Raw genomic sequence first — 17,819 nt, forward strand, 5'->3', positions numbered from 1 at the left:
GCGAAAAGCCGACCCGCATGCTTAACTAGTGAGCAAGGAGCGCCGGCGAGCCGTGCACGCAGCGCTGGTGCAGTCCTTGCATCGTGCGGCTGCAGCGCCCGACGGCTCGGCTCGGCGCGGCCACGAGGAGAAACGCCAGATGAACGACGCCATGCTGCTCGACGGCCATGGTCGCAAGATCGACTACCTGCGCCTGTCGGTGACGGATCGCTGCGACTTTCGCTGTGTCTACTGCATGGCCGAGGAGATGACCTTCCTGCCGCGCCAGCAGGTGCTCGGCTTCGAGGAGATCGTGCGTATCGCTCGCCTGTTCGTCGATCTCGGGGTGAAGAAGATCCGCCTGACCGGCGGCGAGCCGCTGGTACGTCGCGGCATCGTCGACCTGTGCCGGCAGATCGCGGCACTGCCGGGCTTGCGCGAGCTGGTGATGACCAGCAACGGCTCGCAACTGGGCAAGCTCGCCCGACCGCTGGCCGAGGCCGGGGTCAAGCGCCTGAACATCAGTCTCGACAGCCTGGATGCCCAGCGCTTCCGGGCGATCACCCGCACCGGCGACCTGGCCCAGGTGCTGGCCGGCATCGAGGCGGCGCGCGACGCCGGCTTTGCCCGCATCAAGCTCAACAGTGTGATCATGAAGGGGCGCAACGACGACGAGGTGGCGGCGCTGGTGGATTTCGCCGTGGCCCGCGGCCTGGATATCAGCTTCATCGAGGAGATGCCGCTGGGCCAGGTGGGGCGCGATCGCGGTGAGGCGTTCTGTTCCAGCGACGAGGTGCGCGCGCGGATCGCCGAGCGCTACAACCTGTTCGACAGCCCCGAGCAGAGCGGCGGGCCGGCGCGCTACGTGCGGCTGGAGGGCCATCCCGATACCCGCGTCGGCTTCATCTCGCCCCACTCGCACAACTTCTGCTCAAGCTGCAACCGCCTGCGCTTGACTGCCGAGGGCCGTCTGCTGCTGTGCCTGGGGCACGAGCATTCGCTGGACCTGCGCGGCCTGGTGCGTCGTCATCCGACCGAGGATCGGCCGCTGGTCGAGGCCATCGGCGCAGCCCTGCAACGCAAGCCGCTGCGCCACGAGTTCGCGGTGTCCGGCGAGGTGCAGGTGGTGCGCTTCATGAATGCCACCGGCGGCTGAGACTGCGCCGGGGCATTACGCGCCGGTCGGAGCGAGCAGTTCGTCCAGCGCGTCGGTCTGGTTGCGGAAGGCCTTGGCAAACAGCTCGCGATGCTTTGCCATGTAGATGCCGAGTTCCTCGGCCTGGCGCTCGTCCAGTGCCGGTTGGGCTTGCCGCAACACCTCGGCGAGCTTCTCCGCCAGCTCGAGCATCCGGTCGTGACGATCTGCTTCGGCTTTATCCATGAACAAACGCTCCAAATCCCGGCTGCTGCGGTAAACCACTTCGACGGCCATGCGCCACCTCATCTGCCTGCATAATGCTGGTTGACTGTTTTTTTATACAGTAATAGTGGGCATTATAGACAGCGCGTTACGCGCCTGCATAGGCATGCTGGCAGGGTGACAGGCATGGTCGTGGCCGAGTGTTCGCGCGATACTGTCGCGCTGTATACATTCACCGGCCCGCGACAGAAGGAATCCTCGTGCCATGAGCGAAGCCCAAGCCGATCTCGACATGCAGCTGATGCGCACCGCCGCCAGCGAAGCCGCCGCCGTGCTGCGCACCCTCGGCAATCCGGATCGCCTGTTGCTGCTCTGTCAGCTGAGCCAGGGCGAGCGCTCGGTCGGGGAGCTGGAAGAGCTGCTCGGTCTGCGTCAGCCGAGTCTGTCGCAGCAACTGGCGGTACTGCGCGCGGAAGGGCTGGTGCAGACGCGGCGCGACGGCAAGCGCATGTTCTATTCGATAGCCGAACCCAAATTGCTGGTGCTGCTCGGCACCCTGTACCAACTCTACTGCCCGCAGGCCTGAGTTGGCGCTGAGCTGACTTTATAGATCGTTAGGGCATTAAAGTATCGCCTAATATTATAATTGCACATTATGTATTTTGTTTAAGATTGCCCCCATTCACGGTCTGCCGCTGGCAGCCGACAGTTTTCCGGGGGGAATCTGCATGTCGTTCAACAAGTCGCTATTCGCTGTCCTGCTGGCCGCTGGCGCCACCGCCAGTCCGCTGGCCTTCGCCACCAACGGCTATTTCGCCCACGGTTACGGCATCAAGTCCCTCGGCATGGCGGGTGTCGGCTATGCCCTGCCGCAGGATGCCCTGGCGGCCGCGACCAACCCGGCCGGCACCGCGCTGGTGGGCGACCGCCTGGATCTGGGCGTGACCTACTTCAAGCCCGATCGCAGCGTGGAGATCCACGGCAACAACCTCGGTCCCGCCGGCTCGGCCGACGGCCAGTACGAGGGCAACGACAGCGACGCCTTCCTGATCCCCGAGTTCGGTTACACCCGCCAGCTCAACGAGCGCCTGGCCTTCGGCCTGGCGGTGTACGGCAACGGCGGCATGAACACCGACTACGGGCGCAATCCGTTCGGCGCCTACGGCAGCCAGGGTGACGCTGGCGTCGATCTGAGCCAGGTGTTCGTCACCCCGTCGCTGGCCTGGCGCCTCAACGAGCGGCACAGCTTCGGCATCGGCCTCAACTACGCCTACCAGCGCTTCGAGGCGCGCGGCCTGAGCGCGTTCGACAACGGCATGACTTCCGAGGCACCGGGCAAGGTGACCAACAATGGCCACGACCATTCCGATGGCTGGGGCCTGCGCCTGGGCTGGAACGGCCAGCTCACCGATACGCTGAGCGTCGGTGTGGCCTGGTCGTCGAAGATCAAGACCGGCAAGTTCGACCGTTACGAAGGCCTGTTCGCCGACCACGGCAGCTTCGACATTCCGGAAAACTACGGTATCGGCCTGGCCTGGCGCGCCACCGAGCGCCTGACCCTGGCCGCGGACGTGCAGCAGATCGACTACAGCGACGTGAAGGCCATTTCCAATCCGGTCAGCGTGCTGTTCAGTGGTAATCGGCTCGGTTCCGAGGACGGTCCGAACTTCGGCTGGGAAGACATCCGCGTGTACAAGCTCGGCGCCAGCTACGCGGTGAACCAGCAGCTGACCCTGCGCGGCGGCTACAGCTGGGCCGACCAGGCGCTGGACAAGCGCGAGACCTTCTTCAACACCCTGGCGCCGGGCGTGGTGCGCAAGCACCTGACCCTCGGCGCCACCTGGGCGCAGGAGTCCGGCAACGAGATCAGCGTGTTCTACGCCCACGCCTTCAGCGAGGAACTCAAGGGCCGCAACTCGATCGCCCCGCAGCTGGGCGGCGGCGAGGTGGATCTGAAGATGCAGCAGGACAGCTTCGGTATCGCCTACGCCTGGAAGCTCTGATCGGGCGGCGATTTCTCGCCCACAGTTCGGCTCGAACACTTAAACTTGCCATACCCACGGGGCGACCGATCAGGTCGCCCCGTTTCGTTGCAGGGTCGATTTCAGCGAGGATTTCATGCAGGACAACGTTTCCCCGGTTGCCGGTCAGGTCGGTTACGTCGCCATCGAACAGCCGTTCGGCTTGCAGCCGCCCAAGGTGCACTGCCCGATCTGCGGCCAGCAGCAGTTCGTCGAACAGGACGACGAGTACCTGGAAACCCCCTGCGAGCACCTGGCCTTCGTCTTCGGCGGCGAGGAAGACGAGTTCGTCTACGCTTCGGACGACTTCGCCGCGCGGTTCGCCCGCTTCGATGCCGAGTTGGATGCGCGCTTCCCCAACGACGAGGCGCAGGCCAGCGCCGAGTACGAGGAGGCCAGCAGCTTCTACCGTGACCTGTTCCCCCGGCGTCTGGCCGATCTGGGCTACGGCGCCAGCCTGCTGGCCCTGCGGGTGACCTATGGCGGCATGGCTGAGGGCAGTCCGGTGTGGTTCAGCGATGTCTATGGTTTCGACTACGCGTTGATCCGCGAGGCCGACGCCGAGTAAGGCTTTCTTCGCCGAGGTGCCGCTGCACTCGCCATGCTCGATCTTTCCGCCTATCTCGGGCTGTTCTTCGCCGCCTTCGGCGCCGCCAGCCTGCTGCCGCTGCAGTCCGAGGCGCTGCTGGTCGGCCTGCTGCTGGCCGAACGCCAGCCGGTGCTGACCCTGCTGGCGGTGGCCACCGCCGGCAACGTGCTCGGCTCGCTGCTCAACTGGCTGCTGGGGCTGTATCTCGAGCGTTTTCGCGAGAAGCGCTGGTTCCCGGTGCGCGAGCGGCACCTGCAGCGCGCCCGGCACTGGTATCAGCGGTTTGGCCGCTGGTCGCTGCTGTTCAGCTGGCTGCCGGTGGTCGGTGATCCGCTGACCCTGGTGGCCGGGGTGATGCGCGAGTCGTTCTGGGTCGTGCTGGCCTGCGTCACCCTGGCCAAGGGTATCCGTTATGCCGTGCTGACGGCGCTGACCCTGGGACTGGCCTGAACGGGCTGACGCTGCGCTATCGGTATGAGCCGTGCCGCACCATTGGGCGGCCAGCGTAGCGCTGGCGCCGGCAGGTTCGTCCGCGCTGGACAATACTCTGTGCTGTTCCCAACCATGCTGCAGGCATTGCCGGAGGATTCCATGGAACAGCCGATCCACGCCTTTCACCACCTGTTCGAGCAACTGGGCTTGCCCAACGACAACGACGCAATCAGCCAGTTTCTCGAACGTCATGCGCCACTGCCGGAGAATGTCGACCTGGCCGACGCCAGCTTCTGGACTCCGGCGCAGGCGGCGTTCCTGCGCGAGGAGATCCTCGGCGATGCCGACTGGGCCGAGGTGGTCGACAATCTGAACGCGGCGCTGCGCAAGCGCCAATAAAGGGCTAGGCACGCTCGCCTGCGCCTGGGCGTGCACCACCGCAGGTGTGGGCGTGGGTGGCGGGCTGCCGCGGCCGCGCGGGGAGGCCCCAGTGCCAACAAAAACGCCGCGCCCTCCCGGAGGGAGTGGCGCGGCGCGGGTGAAGCGGGCGGTCAGGCCTGGCGGATCAGGTGGTCGAAGGCGCTCAGCGCGGCCTTGGCCCCTTCGCCCACGGCGATGACGATCTGCTTGTAGGGCACGGTGGTCACATCGCCGGCGCCGAACACGCCGGGGATGTTGGTCTGGCCCTTGGCGTCGGTGATGATCTCGCCGAAGCGGGTCAGCTCGACGGTGCCTTTCAGCCAGTCGCTATTGGGCAGCAGGCCGATCTGCACGAAGATGCCTTCCAGCTCGACGGTGTGGACCGCCTCGCTGCCGCGGTCCTTGTACACCAGGCCGGTGACCTTCTGGCCGTCGCCCTTGACCTCGGTGGTCTGCGCCATGGTCAGGATGGTGACGTTGGGCAGGCTGCGCAGCTTGTTCTGCAGTACCGCATCGGCACGCAGTTGCTCACCGAACTCAAGCAGGGTGACGTGGGCGACGATGCCGGCCAGGTCGATGGCCGCCTCGACGCCGGAGTTGCCACCGCCGATCACCGCCACGCGCTTGCCCTTGAACAGCGGGCCGTCGCAGTGCGGGCAGTAGGCCACGCCGCGGCCGCGGTATTCCTGCTCGCCCGGCACGTTCATCTCGCGCCAGCGAGCGCCGGTGGCGACGATCACGGTCTTGGCCTTCAGTGCGGCGCCGTTGTCGAACTGCACTTCATGCAGCCCGCCTTCGCTGGCCGCCGGCACCAGCTTGGCGGCGCGTTGCAGGTTCATGATGTCGACGTCGTACTGCCTGACGTGTTCTTCCAGGGCGCGGGCCAGTTTCGGGCCTTCGGTCTCCGGTACCGAGATGAAGTTCTCGATGGCCATGGTGTCCAGCACCTGGCCGCCGAAGCGCTCGGCGGCGACACCGGTACGGATGCCCTTGCGGGCGGCGTAGATCGCCGCGGTAGCGCCGGCCGGGCCGCCGCCGACCACCAGCACATCGAAGGCGTCCTTGGCATTGAGCTTCTCGGCATCGCGGGCGCTGGCACCGGTGTCGAGCTTGGCGAGAATCTCTTCTTCGCCCATGCGGCCCTGGCCGAACAGTTCGCCGTTGAGGTAGATGCTCGGCACCGACATGATCTGGCGTTGCTCGACCTCATCCTGGAACAGCGCGCCGTCGATGGCGACGTGGCGGATGTTGGGGTTGAGCACGGCCATCAGGTTCAGCGCCTGCACCACGTCGGGGCAGTTCTGGCAGGACAGCGAGAAATAGGTCTCGAAGTTGAATTCGCCTTCGAGGTTCTTGATCTGTTCGATCACGTCCGCGCTGGTCTTCGACGGGTGGCCGCCGACCTGCAGCAGGGCGAGTACCAGCGAGGAGAATTCGTGGCCCATCGGGATGCCGGCGAAACGCAGGCTGATGTTGCCATTGATGCGGTTCAGGGCAAACGAGGGCTTGCGGCTATCGTCGCCGTCGCTGCGCAGGGCGATTTTGTCGCTCAGGCTGGCGATGTCGGTCAGCAGACCGAGCAGTTCCTGGGATTTCGCGCCGTCATCGAGGGACGCGACGATCTCGAACGGCTGGGTGACCTTCTCGAGGTAGGCCTTCAACTGGGTTTTCAGATTGGCGTCCAACATGGCATCGATATCCTGTGCAAAATTTGGGTAGTAAAACGCCCGGGCGGATCGCGCCCGGGCGTTCGGGCGCATGGAGAGCCGGGTCGCGGCTCTCGCAGCGCGGCAACCGCAGGGTTGCTTAGATCTTGCCGACCAGATCCAGGGACGGAGTCAGGGCTTCGGCACCTTCCTTCCACTTGGCCGGGCAGACCTGGCCCGGGTGGGCGGCGGTGAACTGGGCGGCCTTCAGCTTGCGCAGGGTCTCGCTGACGTCACGGGCGATCTCGTTGGAGTGGATTTCCAGGGTCTTGATCACGCCTTCCGGGTTGATGATGAAGGTGCCGCGCAGGGCCAGGCCTTCTTCCGGAATGTGCACGCCGAAAGCGTTGGTCAGCGCGTGGGTCGGGTCGCCGATCAGCGGGAACTGGGCCTTGCCGACGGCCGGGGAGGTTTCGTGCCAGACCTTGTGGGAGAAGTGGGTGTCGGTGGTGACGATGTACACCTCGGCGCCGGCCTTCTGGAATTCGGCGTAGTTCTCGGCGGCGTCTTCGATCTCGGTCGGGCAGTTGAAGGTGAAGGCTGCCGGCATGAAGATCATGACCGACCACTTGCCCTTCAGGGTCTGCTCGGTGACCTCGATGAACTTGCCGTTGTGGAAAGCGTTGACCTTGAACGGTTGAACCTGGGTGTTGATGAGGGACATTCGTTGAACTCCTTCGGGGGTTGGAAGCTTGTTTGGTGAAGTGAATCCTACCCGGGGCACGGGGTTAGGCATAATTGATTGATGAAATCAATGTGATTGCCTAAGTCTATGGCTCGCTTCGCCGCCACCCGTCCGGATGGCCGGTCGGTGACGGCCTGCTACTCTACAACAGGCTTGGCCGTAGGGAACCTTTGCCGTACACTGCACCCAGACCTAGCAAGCAGAAGTACCCAGGGGCCGATCAGGATTCGACGCCGGTAGCAAAGCTTGAGGGGCATGCCGAGTTGGTAACAGAACTCGTAAATCCACTGTTGCAAACTTATAGTTGCCAACGACGACAACTACGCTCTAGCCGCCTAAGGGCCGCTAGCTGACCCTAGGGGATGCCTGTAAACCCGAAGATTTGGTCAGTCATATAGAACAGGATCGCCGCCAAGTTCGCTGCAGACGTAACGGCTAAAACTCATGCAGCTCGCTCCAAGCACCCTGCCAGTCGGGTCGCGAGGAGTTAACTCAATAGACATGGCTAAGCATGTAGAACCGATAGTGGAGAGCTGGCGGACGGGGGTTCAAATCCCCCCGGCTCCACCAACACAAGCGCAGAGCCCCGGATGACGGGGCTTTGTGCTGTCTGGGCCTGCCATTTTCGGCAGGTGTGCCACTGACAGGTCACACTGACCGTGGGGCATCGACAGGTGCTCGGCATGCAGTCTGCCCCTTCTTTCTCTCCTTCCTACCTGCCCGCCACCGCCACGGAATTTTCCACTTCCGCATGGTGATCCTGTCGAGTCTCGTCACTCTCCTGCTGCGGCTTCTGCTCCGGCGCCTGGCTCGGTCGGGTCGGTGGTCGAATATTGCTGGCGGGTGCCGCGCATGTTGCGTTCGGCAGGCCGATACTTGGTCTCATTCGCCCGCATCAGGACGTCATGCCATGCCCAGTCTTTCTCTTTCTGCGCCGGCCGCTGCCCGCATCGCCCGCCTCCTGTTGGCGGGGTTGCTCGCGTTGGCGTTGAGTGCCTGCGCGGTGCTCGGCAGTCGCGAGCCGATCAACATGCATGTGGTGGGCTTCGATCCCTTGCCGGGGGAAGGCCTGGAGATGCGTTTCGCGGTGAAGCTGCGCCTGCAGAACCCGAACACCACGCCGATCGAGTACGACGGCATTGCGCTGGAGCTGGAGGTCGGTGGCCGCGCGCTGGCCACTGGGGTGAGCGATCAGCGTGGCAGCGTGCCGCGCTTCGGCGAGAAGCTGCTGGTGGTGCCGGTCAGCATCTCGGCGTTTTCCGCCGTGCGTCAGGCGCTGGGGCTGGCCGAGAATGACCGCTTGGACAAGGTGCCCTACGTGCTGCATGGCAGGCTGTCCGGCGGGGTGTTGGGCAGTCGGCGCTTCACGGAAAAGGGCACGCTTAACCTGTCGAGGGTAGGGCGGCGCTAGGGGCGGTTAGCCGGCCAGATCCCAGAGCCTGCTGTCCCGGAGGACGCGGGTCGGGATGTAGCGCGGTTTGCCGCCGATCTCCTCCAGTTCGGTCAGGCCGGCGAGTTCGTTGACGATGCGATAGCGCTTGCCGGCCGTCTTGTCCTTGAGCGGGTACAGCAGGGCGATCTGTTGGGCCAGTTCGGTGAGGGTGGACATGTCGCTGCTCCGTGAATCGATGGCAGCTATTTACCGGATGCGGGTTGCAGGCGTGTGAACGCCGGCGAAAGCCGTGGGCTGCCGGGCATCCGGCCGCGGGTGGCTCAGCCGGTCGGCCAGTCGCGCGCCAGGCCGCGCAGCAGGGCATCGATCATCTGCGGTGCGTCGCGCTCGGCGTCGAACAGTTCGGGGTCGCGCAGCCAGTCGCTGAACAGGCCGATAATCAGCGCGTGCAGGCAGCGGGCGGCCAGGCGCGGAGTCTGTCCGGGGTTCAGGCGGCCTTGGCGGTCGGCTCGCTGGAAAAGCTCCTCGCAGAGATCGATGTACTGATTGACGAAGGCTTCGTGGCGCTCCTCGACGTGGCGCAGTTCGTCGGTGAACTCGCAGCGGTGCAGTAGGATGGTGAAGATCCGCCGTTTCTGTGGGTTGCGCGCCAGGCTGGTGATGGCTTCGATGCACATCTCGCGCAGGATCTGCAGCGGATCGTGGTCGCCGCAGGTGGACAGGCGCTCGGCCAGCTGCTCCGGCGGCAGGCGCACCTGCTCAAGCATGGCCTGGAACAGGTGGGCCTTGTTCTCGAAGTGCCAGTAGAGCGCGCCGCGGGTCACGCCGGCGGCGCGGGCGATCTGCTCGAGGGTGGTGTGGGCCACTCCCTGTTCGAGAAACAGCTGTTCGGCGGCAGCCAGCAGGGCGCAGCGCGTCTGCTCGGCTTCTTCTTTGGTGCGGCGCATCCGGTACCTCGGGCGAAAGCCCACATTGGCGGTGGGGGATCGCGGATTATTTGTTCAGGCTATTTACAAGCATGCCTGAATGTATCTAAGAATGACGGCTTTCCGTGCATCGCCACGGCCATTGCCAGTCCTGTTCGGGAGTTCTGATGCCGCTGCGAATCCTGCTGATCCTCGGCGCCCTCACGGCGTTCGCGCCGTTGGCGATCGATTTCTATCTGCCGAGCTTTCCGGTGCTGGCGCAGGTCTTCGCCACCGATGTCGAACGGGTCCAGCTCAGTCTGGCGGCCTATTTTATCGGATTGGCCGTGGGGCAGCTGCTCTATGGGCCGCTGGCCGACCGCTTCGGTCGGCGGCTGCCGCTGCTGTTCGGCGTCGGGCTGTTCACCCTGGCCTCGTTTGCCTGCGCTTTGGCGCCGAGCCTGGAGTGGCTGGTCGCGGCACGCTTCGTCCAGGCGCTGGGCGGTTGTGCCGGGATGGTGGTGTCGCGGGCGGTGGTGCGCGACCTGTGCGATCCGGTCAACTCGGCCAGGGTGTTTTCCCAGTTGGTGCTGGTGATGGGACTGGCGCCGATCCTGGCGCCTTCCGCCGGTGGCTTGCTGCTGGTGCTGTCTGGCTGGCAGGCGATCTTCGTCAGCCTGGGGCTGTTTGCCGCTCTCTGCCTGTTGCTGGTGACCCTGTTCCTGCCGGAGACGCGTCCGCAGCATCTGCCGCCAGCGCCGCTGGGAGGGGCGTTGCGCCAGTACCGGTTGCTGCTGGCAGATCGGGCATTCATCGGTCATGTGCTGACCGGCGGTCTGGCGATGGCGGCGATGTTCGCCTATGTCGCCGGCTCGCCTTTTGTGTTCATCGACCTTTATCAGGTGCCGGCGCAGCAGTACGGCTGGCTATTCGGCAGCAACGCCGCCGGTTTCATTCTCGTCGCGCAGTTCAATGCACGCCTGCTGCGCCGCCGCGGGCCGGGCTTCTGGGTGTCGCGTGGGGTGGCTGTCTATCTGCTCTGTGCGCTGCTGCTGTTCGTCGCGGCGCTGCTGCAGCCTGCCGTGCTGTGGCCCTTGCTGCTGCCGCTGTTTGGCTGCATCGCCACCCTGGGGGTGGTGATGCCGAATACCTCGGCCTGTGCCATGGCCGGGCAGGGCGCGCATGCCGGCAGTGCTTCGGCCTTGCTCGGCAGCCTGCAGTTCGCGATTGCCGCGCTGGCGGCGTCGTTGGTCGGTGTACTGCACGATGGCACGGCGCGGCCGATGGCGCTGGTGATGCTGCTCTGTGCCGGTGGCGCGATGCTGGTGGCTTGGCGTACGGCTCGGTACCGGCCGGATATCGCCGCCGGAGTGGCGCCGGCAAGGGGCTAGGGGGGGGGAGTGGGGCGGCGCGCAGCACTTTTCTGAGGACAACAAAAAACCGGCCGAAGCCGGTTCTTGTCGGAACAGAAGCTTAAGCCTGAGCGGCTGCGCCGAGCGCCTTGATGTGGGCGTTCAGACGGCTCTTGTGACGAGCAGCTTTGTTCTTGTGGATGATGCCTTTGTCAGCCAGGCGGTCGATCACCGGTACAGCAGCGGTGTAGGCGACTTGAGCCTTGGCCAGGTCTTTGGCGTCGATAGCCTTGACCACGTTCTTGATGTAGGTACGCACCATCGAGCGCAGGCTGGCGTTGTGGCTGCGGCGCTTCTCAGCCTGTCTGGCGCGTTTTTTGGCGGAGGGGGAGTTTGCCACCGTCGAGCTCCTCGAATACTGGGGGATACCAAATAATAAGGCCGCGAATCATGCCGATGCCTGACGATGTTGTCAAGCGCCGGCGGCGGCTGCGGGTTGCTGGTCGTACGGGCAGACACTGGCTTAAACTCGCCGACCTTTGCAGGGGGGGGATTAAAGCATGTCCGGTGAGTCGACCAAAAGCGGTCTGTTGCGCTCCAGTGCCGTAGTCAGTGTGATGACCCTGCTCTCAAGGGTGCTCGGCATGGTCCGCGACATGGTGGTGGCGGCCTATTTCGGCTCCAGTCCGGCGGCGGATGCCTTCTTCATCGCCTTCAAGATTCCCAATTTCATGCGCCGGCTGTTCGCCGAGGGCGCCTTCGCCCAGGCCTTCGTGCCGGTGCTGTCGGAGTACCGCGCGCAGCGCAGCCTGGCCGAGGTCAAGCAGCTGGTCGACCGGGTCGCCGGCACCCTCGGGCTGACTCTGACCGCCATCACGGCCCTTGGCGTGGTGGCCTCGCCCTACCTGATCATGCTGTTCGCGCCGGGCTTTCGCGGCGAGCCGGAAAAGCTCGCCCTGGCCGGCGAGCTGCTGCGCATCACCTTCCCCTACCTGCTGCTGATCTCGCTGACCGCCTTCTGCGGCGGCATCCTCAACAGCTACGGGCGCTTCGCCGTGCCGGCCTTCACGCCGGTGCTGCTCAACGTCTGCATGATCGGCGCGACCGTGCTGCTCACCCCGTATTTCGACCAGCCGATCATGGCGCTGGCCTGGGGCGTGTTCATTGCCGGCATGGCCCAGCTGCTGTTCCAGCTGCCGTTCCTCGTACGCATCCAGCTGCTGCCCATCCCGCGACCGAATCGCAAGGACGAGGGCGTCAAGCGGATCATGAAGCTGATGCTGCCGGCGCTGTTCGGTGTATCGGTCAGCCAGATCAACCTGCTGCTGGATACCGTGCTGGCGTCCTTCCTGCAGACCGGCAGCGTGTCCTGGCTGTACTACGCCGACCGCCTGTCGGAATTGCCGCTGGGCGCCTTCGGCATCGCCATCGGCACGGTGATTCTGCCCAGCCTGTCGCGCCTGCATGCCAGCGGCGATCCCAAGGCCTTTTCCGCCACCATCGACTGGGCGCTACGCATGGTGCTGCTGGTCGGCGTGCCGGCGGCGCTGGCCTTGGCGATCCTCTCCGAACCGCTGATCGCCAGCCTGTTCCACTACGGCAAGATGACCGAGAACGACGTGGTGCAGGCGGCCAATGCGCTGGAGGCCTATTCGCTGGGGGTGCTCACCTTCATGCTGATCAAGGTGCTGGCGCCGGCGTTCTTTGCCCGCCAGGACCTGAAGACCCCGGTGCGCATCGCCGTGCAGTGCATGCTGGCGAACATGGCGTTCAACCTGGTGCTGATCTGGCCGCTGCAGCATGTCGGTCTGGCGCTGGCCACTTCGCTGTCGTCGATGCTCAATACCTGCCTGCTGCTGTGGGGGCTGCACAAGGCCGGCGTGTACCACCCGGCGCCAGGCTGGTGGATGTTCGGCCTGCAACTGCTAGGCGGCTGCGCGGCCATGGTGGCGCTGGTCTGGTGGCTGAATGCGCCGGCCGCCGAATGGTTCGCCTGGAGCTGGCAGCGCCGCGCCTGGGAGCTGAGCCTGTTGGTCGGTGGCGGCATCTTCGTCTATGCCGCCACCATGCTGCTGCTGGGCTTGCGCATGCGTCATCTGCGTCATTGAGCGAGTCGTCACAGGGCCTACGCCTGACGCTCAATGCATGGGTATAATCGGTCAATTTGCACATAAGACGCGTCTATGCAACTGGTTCGAGGTCTCCACAATCTGCGTTCCTGCCAGCGCGGCTGCGTTGCCACCATTGGCAATTTCGACGGCGTGCACCGCGGCCACCAGGGTGTCCTGGCGCGCCTGCGCGAGCGTGCGGCGCAGGCCGGGCTGCCCAGCTGCGTGGTGATTTTCGAGCCGCAGCCGCGCGAATTTTTTGCCCCGGACAAGGCGCCGGGGCGCATCAGCAGCTTGCGCGAGAAGCTCGAGCTGCTGCGCGAGGCCGGCGTCGACCGGGTGCTGTGCCTGACCTTCAACCGCCGCCTGCGCGAGCTGTCCGCCGGGCAGTTCGTCCACCAGATCCTGGTCGAGGGTCTCGGCGTCAAGCACCTGGAAGTGGGCGACGACTTCCGCTTCGGCTGCGACCGCACCGGCGATTTCGCCCTGCTGGTGGAGGCCGGTGCCCGCGAGGGCTTCACCGTCGAGTCGGCGGCCACCATCGCCCAAGGCGGCGAGCGGATCAGCAGCACGCGGGTGCGCGAGGCGCTGGCCGCCGGCGATTTCGCCCTAGCCGAGCGCCTGCTCGGCCGGCCCTACTGCATCAGCGGGCGGGTACTGCACGGCCAGAAGCTCGGTCGCCAGCTGGGCACGCCGACCGCCAACCTGCGCCTCAACCGGCTGCGTCCGGCCCTGCAGGGGGTCTACCTGGTCAGCGTCGAACTGGACGGCCGCCCGTGGCCCGGGGTGGCCAACATCGGCACCCGGCCGAGCGTGGCGGGCGACGGCCGCGCCCATCTCGAAGTACATCTGCTGGATTTTGCCGGTGATCTCTATGGCCGGCGTCTGGCGGTGCAGTTCCACCGCAAGCTGCGCGACGAACAGCGTTTCGCCTCCCTGGAGGCACTGAAGTCGGCGATCGACGCGGACATCGCCGCCGCCCGTGCCCACTGGCAGGGTCAACCGTTAGAGAACCTGAAATGACCGACTACAAAGCGACCCTGAACCTGCCGGACACGGCATTCCCGATGAAAGCCGGGCTGCCGCAGCGCGAGCCGGAAATGCTCAAGCACTGGGACAGCATCGATCTGTACGGCAAGCTGCGCCAGCTCGGCGCCGACCGGCCGAAGTTCGTCCTCCACGACGGCCCGCCCTACGCCAACGGCAACATCCACATCGGCCACGCGGTCAACAAGGTTCTCAAGGACATCATCGTCCGCTCCAAGACCCTCGCCGGCTACGACGCCCCCTACGTGCCGGGCTGGGACTGCCACGGGCTGCCGATCGAGCACAAGGTCGAGGTCACCCACGGCAAGAACCTGCCGGCGGACAAGACCCGCGAGCTGTGCCGCAGCTATGCCGCCGAGCAGATCGAGGGCCAGAAGGCCGACTTCATCCGCCTCGGCGTGCTCGGCGACTGGGGCAACCCGTACAAGACCATGAACTTCGCCAACGAGGCCGGCGAGATCCGCGCCCTGGCCGAGATGGTCAAGGGCGGCTTCGTGTTCAAGGGCCTCAAGCCGGTCAACTGGTGCTTCGACTGCGGCTCGGCGCTGGCCGAGGCCGAGGTGGAGTACCAGGACAAGAAGTCCGACGCCATCGACGTCGCCTTCGCCGTCGAGGACGCCGACCAGCTGGCGGCCGCCTTCGGCCTGCAGAGCCTGCCCAAGCCGGCCAGCATCGTGATCTGGACCACCACGCCGTGGACCATCCCGGCCAACCAGGCGCTCAACGTCCATCCCGAATTCGAGTACGTGCTGGTCGACGTCGGCGACAAGCTGCTGCTGCTGGCTGCCGAACTGGTCGAGTCCTGCCTGGCGCGCTACGGCCTGCAGGGCGAGGCGATCGCCAGCGCCCATGGCGCGGCGCTGGAAAACCTCCGTTTCCGCCACCCGTTCTACGAGCGCTTCTCCCCCGTCTACCTGGCCGAGTACGTCGAGTTGGGCGCCGGCACCGGCATCGTCCACTCGGCGCCGGCCTACGGCGAGGACGACTTCCGCTCCTGCAAGCAGTACGGCATGCAGAATGACGACATCCTCAACCCGGTGCAGAGCAACGGCGTCTACGTTCCGGACCTGCCGTTCTTCGGCGGCCAGTTCATCTGGAAGGCCAACCCGCAGATTGTCGCCAAGCTGCAGGAAGTCGGCGCGCTGCTCAAGCACGAAGGCATCAGCCACAGCTACATGCACTGCTGGCGGCACAAGACCCCGCTGATCTACCGCGCCACCGCGCAGTGGTTCGTCGGCATGGACAAGCAACCGACCGCCGGCGCCACCCTGCGCGAGCGCGCGCTGGACGCCATCGAGCAGACCGAGTTCTACCCCGGCTGGGGCCAGCCGCGGCTGCACGCGATGATCGCCAACCGTCCCGACTGGTGCATCTCGCGCCAGCGCAACTGGGGCGTGCCGATCCCGTTCTTCCTGCACAAGGCCAGCGGCGAGCTGCACCCGCGCACCGTCGAGCTGATGGAGCAGGTCGCCCAGCGCGTCGAAAAAGAGGGCATCGAGGCCTGGTTCAGCCTGGACGCCAGCGAGCTGCTCGGTGACGAGGCCACCGACTACGACAAGATCAGCGACACCCTCGACGTCTGGTTCGACTCCGGCACCACCCACTGGCACGTGATGCGCGGCTCGCACCCGATGGGTCACGACCAGGGCCCGCGCGCCGACCTGTACCTGGAAGGTTCCGACCAGCACCGCGGCTGGTTCCACTCATCCCTGCTGACCGGCGCGGCCATCGACGGCCACGCGCCGTACCGCGGCCTGCTGACCCACGGCTTCGTGGTCGACGAAAACGGCCGCAAGATGTCCAAGTCGCTGGGCAACGTCATCGCCCCGCAGGAAGTCACCGACAGCATGGGCGCCGACATCCTGCGCCTGTGGGTCTCGGCCACCGACTACTCCGGCGAGATGGCGGTGTCCAAGCAGATCCTCCAGCGCAGCGCCGACGCCTACCGGCGCATCCGCAACACCATGCGCTTCCTGCTCTCCAACCTCAGCGGCTTCAACCCGTCCACCGACCTGCTCGAACCGCAGCAGATGCTGGCGCTGGACCGCTGGGCGGTGGACGCCGCCGCGCGCCTGCAGACCGAGCTGACCGAAGCCTACGACCAGTACCGCTTCTGGAACGTCTACCAGAAGGTGCACAACTTCTGCGTGCAGGAGCTGGGCGGCTTCTACCTCGACATCATCAAGGACCGCCAGTACACCACCGCCGCCGACAGCCAGGCGCGCCGCTCCTGCCAGACCGCGCTGTTCCACATCGCCGAGGCGCTGGTGCGCTGGATTGCGCCGATCCTCGCTTTCACCGCCGAGGAAATCTGGCAGTACCTGCCGGGCGAGCGCAGCGAGTCGGTGTTCCTCACTACCTGGTACGACGGCCTGTTCGAACTGGACGCCGACGCCGAGCTGGGCCGCGAGTTCTGGGCCGAGGCCATGGCGGTCAAGGTTGCGGTCAACAAGGAACTGGAAAACCAGCGCAACGCCAAGACCATCGGCGGCGGCCTGCAGGCCGAAGTCACCCTGTACGCCGAGGACCAACTGGCCGCTACCCTGGCCAAGCTGGGCGACGAGCTGCGCTTCGTGCTGATCACCTCCTATGCCAGCCTGGCGCCGCTCGCCGACGCCCCGGCCGATGCGGTGGACAGCGAGCTGCCGGGCCTCAAGCTGCGCGTGGTCAAGTCGGCGCACGGCAAGTGCGTGCGCTGCTGGCACTTCCGCGCGGACGTCGGCCAGCACGCCGAGCATCCGGAAATCTGCGGTCGCTGCATCGACAACGTGCACGGTGCCGGCGAGGTGCGCGAGCATGCCTGATGCCGGGCGCCTGGGTGCCTTGCCCTGGCTGTGGTTGAGCGCGATCGTCTTCGTGTTCGACCAGGTCAGCAAGCTGTACTTCGAGAACAGCCTGCGCCTGTACCAGCAGATCGTGGTCATTCCCGACTACTTCAGCTGGACCCTGGCCTACAACACCGGCGCCGCCTTCAGCTTCCTCGCCGATCACGACGGCTGGCAGCGCTGGCTGTTCGCCCTGATCGCGGTCGGCGTCAGCGCCGTGCTGGTGGTCTGGCTCAAGCGCCTGCCGCGCCGCGGCCAGGGCTGGCTGGCGCTGGGCCTGGCGCTGGTGCTGGGTGGCGCGCTGGGCAACCTGTTCGACCGCGTGGCCTACGGCCACGTCATCGACTTCATTCTGGTCCACTGGCAGCAGCGCTGGTATTTCCCGGCTTTCAACGTCGCCGACTGCGCGATCAGCGTCGGTGCCGTGCTGCTGGCCCTGGACATGTTCAAATCCGACAAAAGCGGAGACCGCCATGACTGAACAGCGCATCGGCCCCGAGCGCCAGGTAACCCTGCACTTCGCCATCAAGCTCGAGTCGGGCGACGTGGTCGACAGCACCTTCGACAAGCGTCCGGCGACCTTCAAGGTCGGCGACGGCAACCTGCTGCCTGGCTTCGAGCAGGCGCTCTACGGCCTCAAGGCTGGCGACAAGCGCTCGATCGCCATTGAGCCCGAACACGGCTTCGGCCAGCCCAACCCGCAGAACGTGCAGGTCATGCCGCGCAGCCAGTTCGAGGGCATGGAGCTGTCCGAGGGCCTGATGGTGATCTTCAACGATGCCGCCAAGGCCGAGCTGCCGGGCGTGGTCAAGCAGTTCGATGCCGAGCAGGTCACCATCGACTTCAACCACCCGCTGGCCGGCAAGCGCCTGACCTTCGACGTGGAAATCGTCGACGTGCAGCCCGCCTGATGTGCTTCCTGTAGGAGCGAGTTCATTCGCGACCTGTGCTGGTCGCAGATGAATCTGCTCCTGCTGGCGGTGGCCCCCTCCGAATC

At 65.6% G+C, this 17,819-nt stretch carries 19 protein-coding genes and 1 other RNA gene; 14 read left to right on the plus strand and 6 right to left on the minus strand.

What is annotated here, in order from left to right; genetic code table 11:
• Nucleotides 1–151: 151 nt before the first annotated feature.
• Entirely contained in the window at nt 152–1,135 is a 984-nt protein-coding gene (moaA, locus tag KRX52_RS13385) for a GTP 3',8-cyclase MoaA (RefSeq protein ID WP_437439706.1), read from the plus strand.
• A gap of 15 nt (nt 1,136–1,150) precedes the next feature.
• Here the strand turns inward: moaA and KRX52_RS13390 are convergent, their stop codons facing one another.
• Complete coding sequence (locus tag KRX52_RS13390) at nt 1,151–1,411, minus strand: YebG family protein (RefSeq protein WP_217682220.1); 261 nt, start codon at nt 1,409–1,411, stop codon at nt 1,151–1,153.
• A 193-nt stretch (nt 1,412–1,604) separates the two neighbouring features.
• Here KRX52_RS13390 and KRX52_RS13395 point away from each other — a divergent pair, with 193 nt between their 5' ends.
• The 5 genes from KRX52_RS13395 to KRX52_RS13415 all read left to right on the plus strand — a co-directional run bounded on the left by KRX52_RS13395 (nt 1,605) and on the right by KRX52_RS13415 (nt 4,780).
• Nucleotides 1,605–1,925 (plus strand): ArsR/SmtB family transcription factor, encoded by a 321-nt coding sequence (locus KRX52_RS13395; RefSeq protein WP_217682221.1) that lies wholly within the window; start codon nt 1,605–1,607, stop codon nt 1,923–1,925.
• A gap of 142 nt (nt 1,926–2,067) precedes the next feature.
• Entirely contained in the window at nt 2,068–3,342 is a 1,275-nt protein-coding gene (locus KRX52_RS13400) for an OmpP1/FadL family transporter (protein ID WP_217682222.1), read from the plus strand.
• Nucleotides 3,343–3,457: 115 nt separating this feature from the next.
• The gene (locus KRX52_RS13405) at nt 3,458–3,928 is read left to right on the plus strand and encodes a hypothetical protein (RefSeq protein ID WP_217682223.1); all 471 of its coding nucleotides are present in this window, start codon (nt 3,458–3,460) and stop codon (nt 3,926–3,928) included.
• Nucleotides 3,929–3,961: 33 nt separating this feature from the next.
• Nucleotides 3,962–4,399, plus strand: coding sequence for a YqaA family protein (locus KRX52_RS13410; RefSeq protein ID WP_217682224.1), 438 nt, complete (start codon nt 3,962–3,964; stop codon nt 4,397–4,399).
• 141 nt (nt 4,400–4,540) lie between these two features.
• Nucleotides 4,541–4,780, plus strand: coding sequence for a DUF2789 domain-containing protein (locus KRX52_RS13415; protein ID WP_217682225.1), 240 nt, complete (start codon nt 4,541–4,543; stop codon nt 4,778–4,780).
• 152 nt (nt 4,781–4,932) lie between these two features.
• Here KRX52_RS13415 and ahpF read toward each other — a convergent pair whose 3' ends face one another.
• Nucleotides 4,933–6,489 carry an alkyl hydroperoxide reductase subunit F gene (gene ahpF, locus KRX52_RS13420; RefSeq protein WP_217682226.1) on the minus strand — a complete coding sequence of 519 codons (1,557 nt, stop codon included), beginning with the start codon at nt 6,487–6,489 and terminating at the stop codon, nt 4,933–4,935.
• A 118-nt stretch (nt 6,490–6,607) separates the two neighbouring features.
• Nucleotides 6,608–7,171 (minus strand): alkyl hydroperoxide reductase subunit C, encoded by a 564-nt coding sequence (gene ahpC, locus KRX52_RS13425; RefSeq protein ID WP_217682227.1) that lies wholly within the window; start codon nt 7,169–7,171, stop codon nt 6,608–6,610.
• Nucleotides 7,172–7,404: 233 nt separating this feature from the next.
• On the opposite strand from ahpC, the gene ssrA reads away from it, so the two are divergent.
• Nucleotides 7,405–7,762, plus strand: a transfer-messenger RNA (tmRNA) gene (gene ssrA, locus KRX52_RS13430).
• 340 nt (nt 7,763–8,102) lie between these two features.
• Nucleotides 8,103–8,603, plus strand: coding sequence for an LEA/WHy family protein (locus KRX52_RS13435; RefSeq protein ID WP_217682228.1), 501 nt, complete (start codon nt 8,103–8,105; stop codon nt 8,601–8,603).
• 6 nt (nt 8,604–8,609) lie between these two features.
• On the opposite strand, the gene KRX52_RS13440 is transcribed toward KRX52_RS13435, so the two are convergent.
• The gene (locus KRX52_RS13440; protein WP_217682229.1) at nt 8,610–8,801 is read right to left on the minus strand and encodes a hypothetical protein; all 192 of its coding nucleotides are present in this window, start codon (nt 8,799–8,801) and stop codon (nt 8,610–8,612) included.
• Between the two features lie 104 nt (nt 8,802–8,905).
• A complete protein-coding gene (locus KRX52_RS13445) occupies nt 8,906–9,532 on the minus strand; it encodes a TetR family transcriptional regulator (protein ID WP_217682230.1) in 627 nt (208 codons plus the stop codon).
• Nucleotides 9,533–9,678: 146 nt separating this feature from the next.
• Between KRX52_RS13445 and KRX52_RS13450 the strand changes: the two genes are divergently transcribed.
• The gene (locus KRX52_RS13450; RefSeq protein ID WP_217682231.1) at nt 9,679–10,881 is read left to right on the plus strand and encodes a multidrug effflux MFS transporter; all 1,203 of its coding nucleotides are present in this window, start codon (nt 9,679–9,681) and stop codon (nt 10,879–10,881) included.
• An 82-nt stretch (nt 10,882–10,963) separates the two neighbouring features.
• On the opposite strand, the gene rpsT is transcribed toward KRX52_RS13450, so the two are convergent.
• On the minus strand, nt 10,964–11,242 hold the full coding sequence (rpsT, locus tag KRX52_RS13455) for a 30S ribosomal protein S20 (protein ID WP_217682232.1): 279 nt from the start codon (nt 11,240–11,242) through the stop codon (nt 10,964–10,966).
• Between the two features lie 160 nt (nt 11,243–11,402).
• On the opposite strand from rpsT, the gene murJ reads away from it, so the two are divergent.
• The 5 genes from murJ to fkpB all read left to right on the plus strand — a co-directional run bounded on the left by murJ (nt 11,403) and on the right by fkpB (nt 17,733).
• Nucleotides 11,403–12,950 (plus strand): murein biosynthesis integral membrane protein MurJ, encoded by a 1,548-nt coding sequence (gene murJ / locus KRX52_RS13460; protein WP_217682233.1) that lies wholly within the window; start codon nt 11,403–11,405, stop codon nt 12,948–12,950.
• 75 nt (nt 12,951–13,025) lie between these two features.
• On the plus strand, nt 13,026–13,973 hold the full coding sequence (gene ribF, locus KRX52_RS13465; RefSeq protein ID WP_217682234.1) for a bifunctional riboflavin kinase/FAD synthetase: 948 nt from the start codon (nt 13,026–13,028) through the stop codon (nt 13,971–13,973).
• The gene (gene ileS, locus KRX52_RS13470) at nt 13,970–16,801 is read left to right on the plus strand and encodes an isoleucine--tRNA ligase (RefSeq protein ID WP_217682235.1); all 2,832 of its coding nucleotides are present in this window, start codon (nt 13,970–13,972) and stop codon (nt 16,799–16,801) included. Before ribF ends, ileS begins: the two co-directional genes overlap by 4 nt.
• Entirely contained in the window at nt 16,794–17,303 is a 510-nt protein-coding gene (lspA, locus tag KRX52_RS13475; RefSeq protein ID WP_217682236.1) for a signal peptidase II, read from the plus strand. The genes ileS and lspA overlap by 8 nt, the downstream gene beginning before the upstream one ends.
• Entirely contained in the window at nt 17,296–17,733 is a 438-nt protein-coding gene (gene fkpB / locus KRX52_RS13480) for an FKBP-type peptidyl-prolyl cis-trans isomerase (RefSeq protein WP_090310574.1), read from the plus strand. The genes lspA and fkpB overlap by 8 nt, the downstream gene beginning before the upstream one ends.
• The last annotated feature ends 86 nt before the right edge of the window (nt 17,734–17,819 follow it).

The organism is Geopseudomonas aromaticivorans (genome assembly GCF_019097855.1).
Lineage (GTDB): Bacteria > Pseudomonadota > Gammaproteobacteria > Pseudomonadales > Pseudomonadaceae > Geopseudomonas > Geopseudomonas aromaticivorans.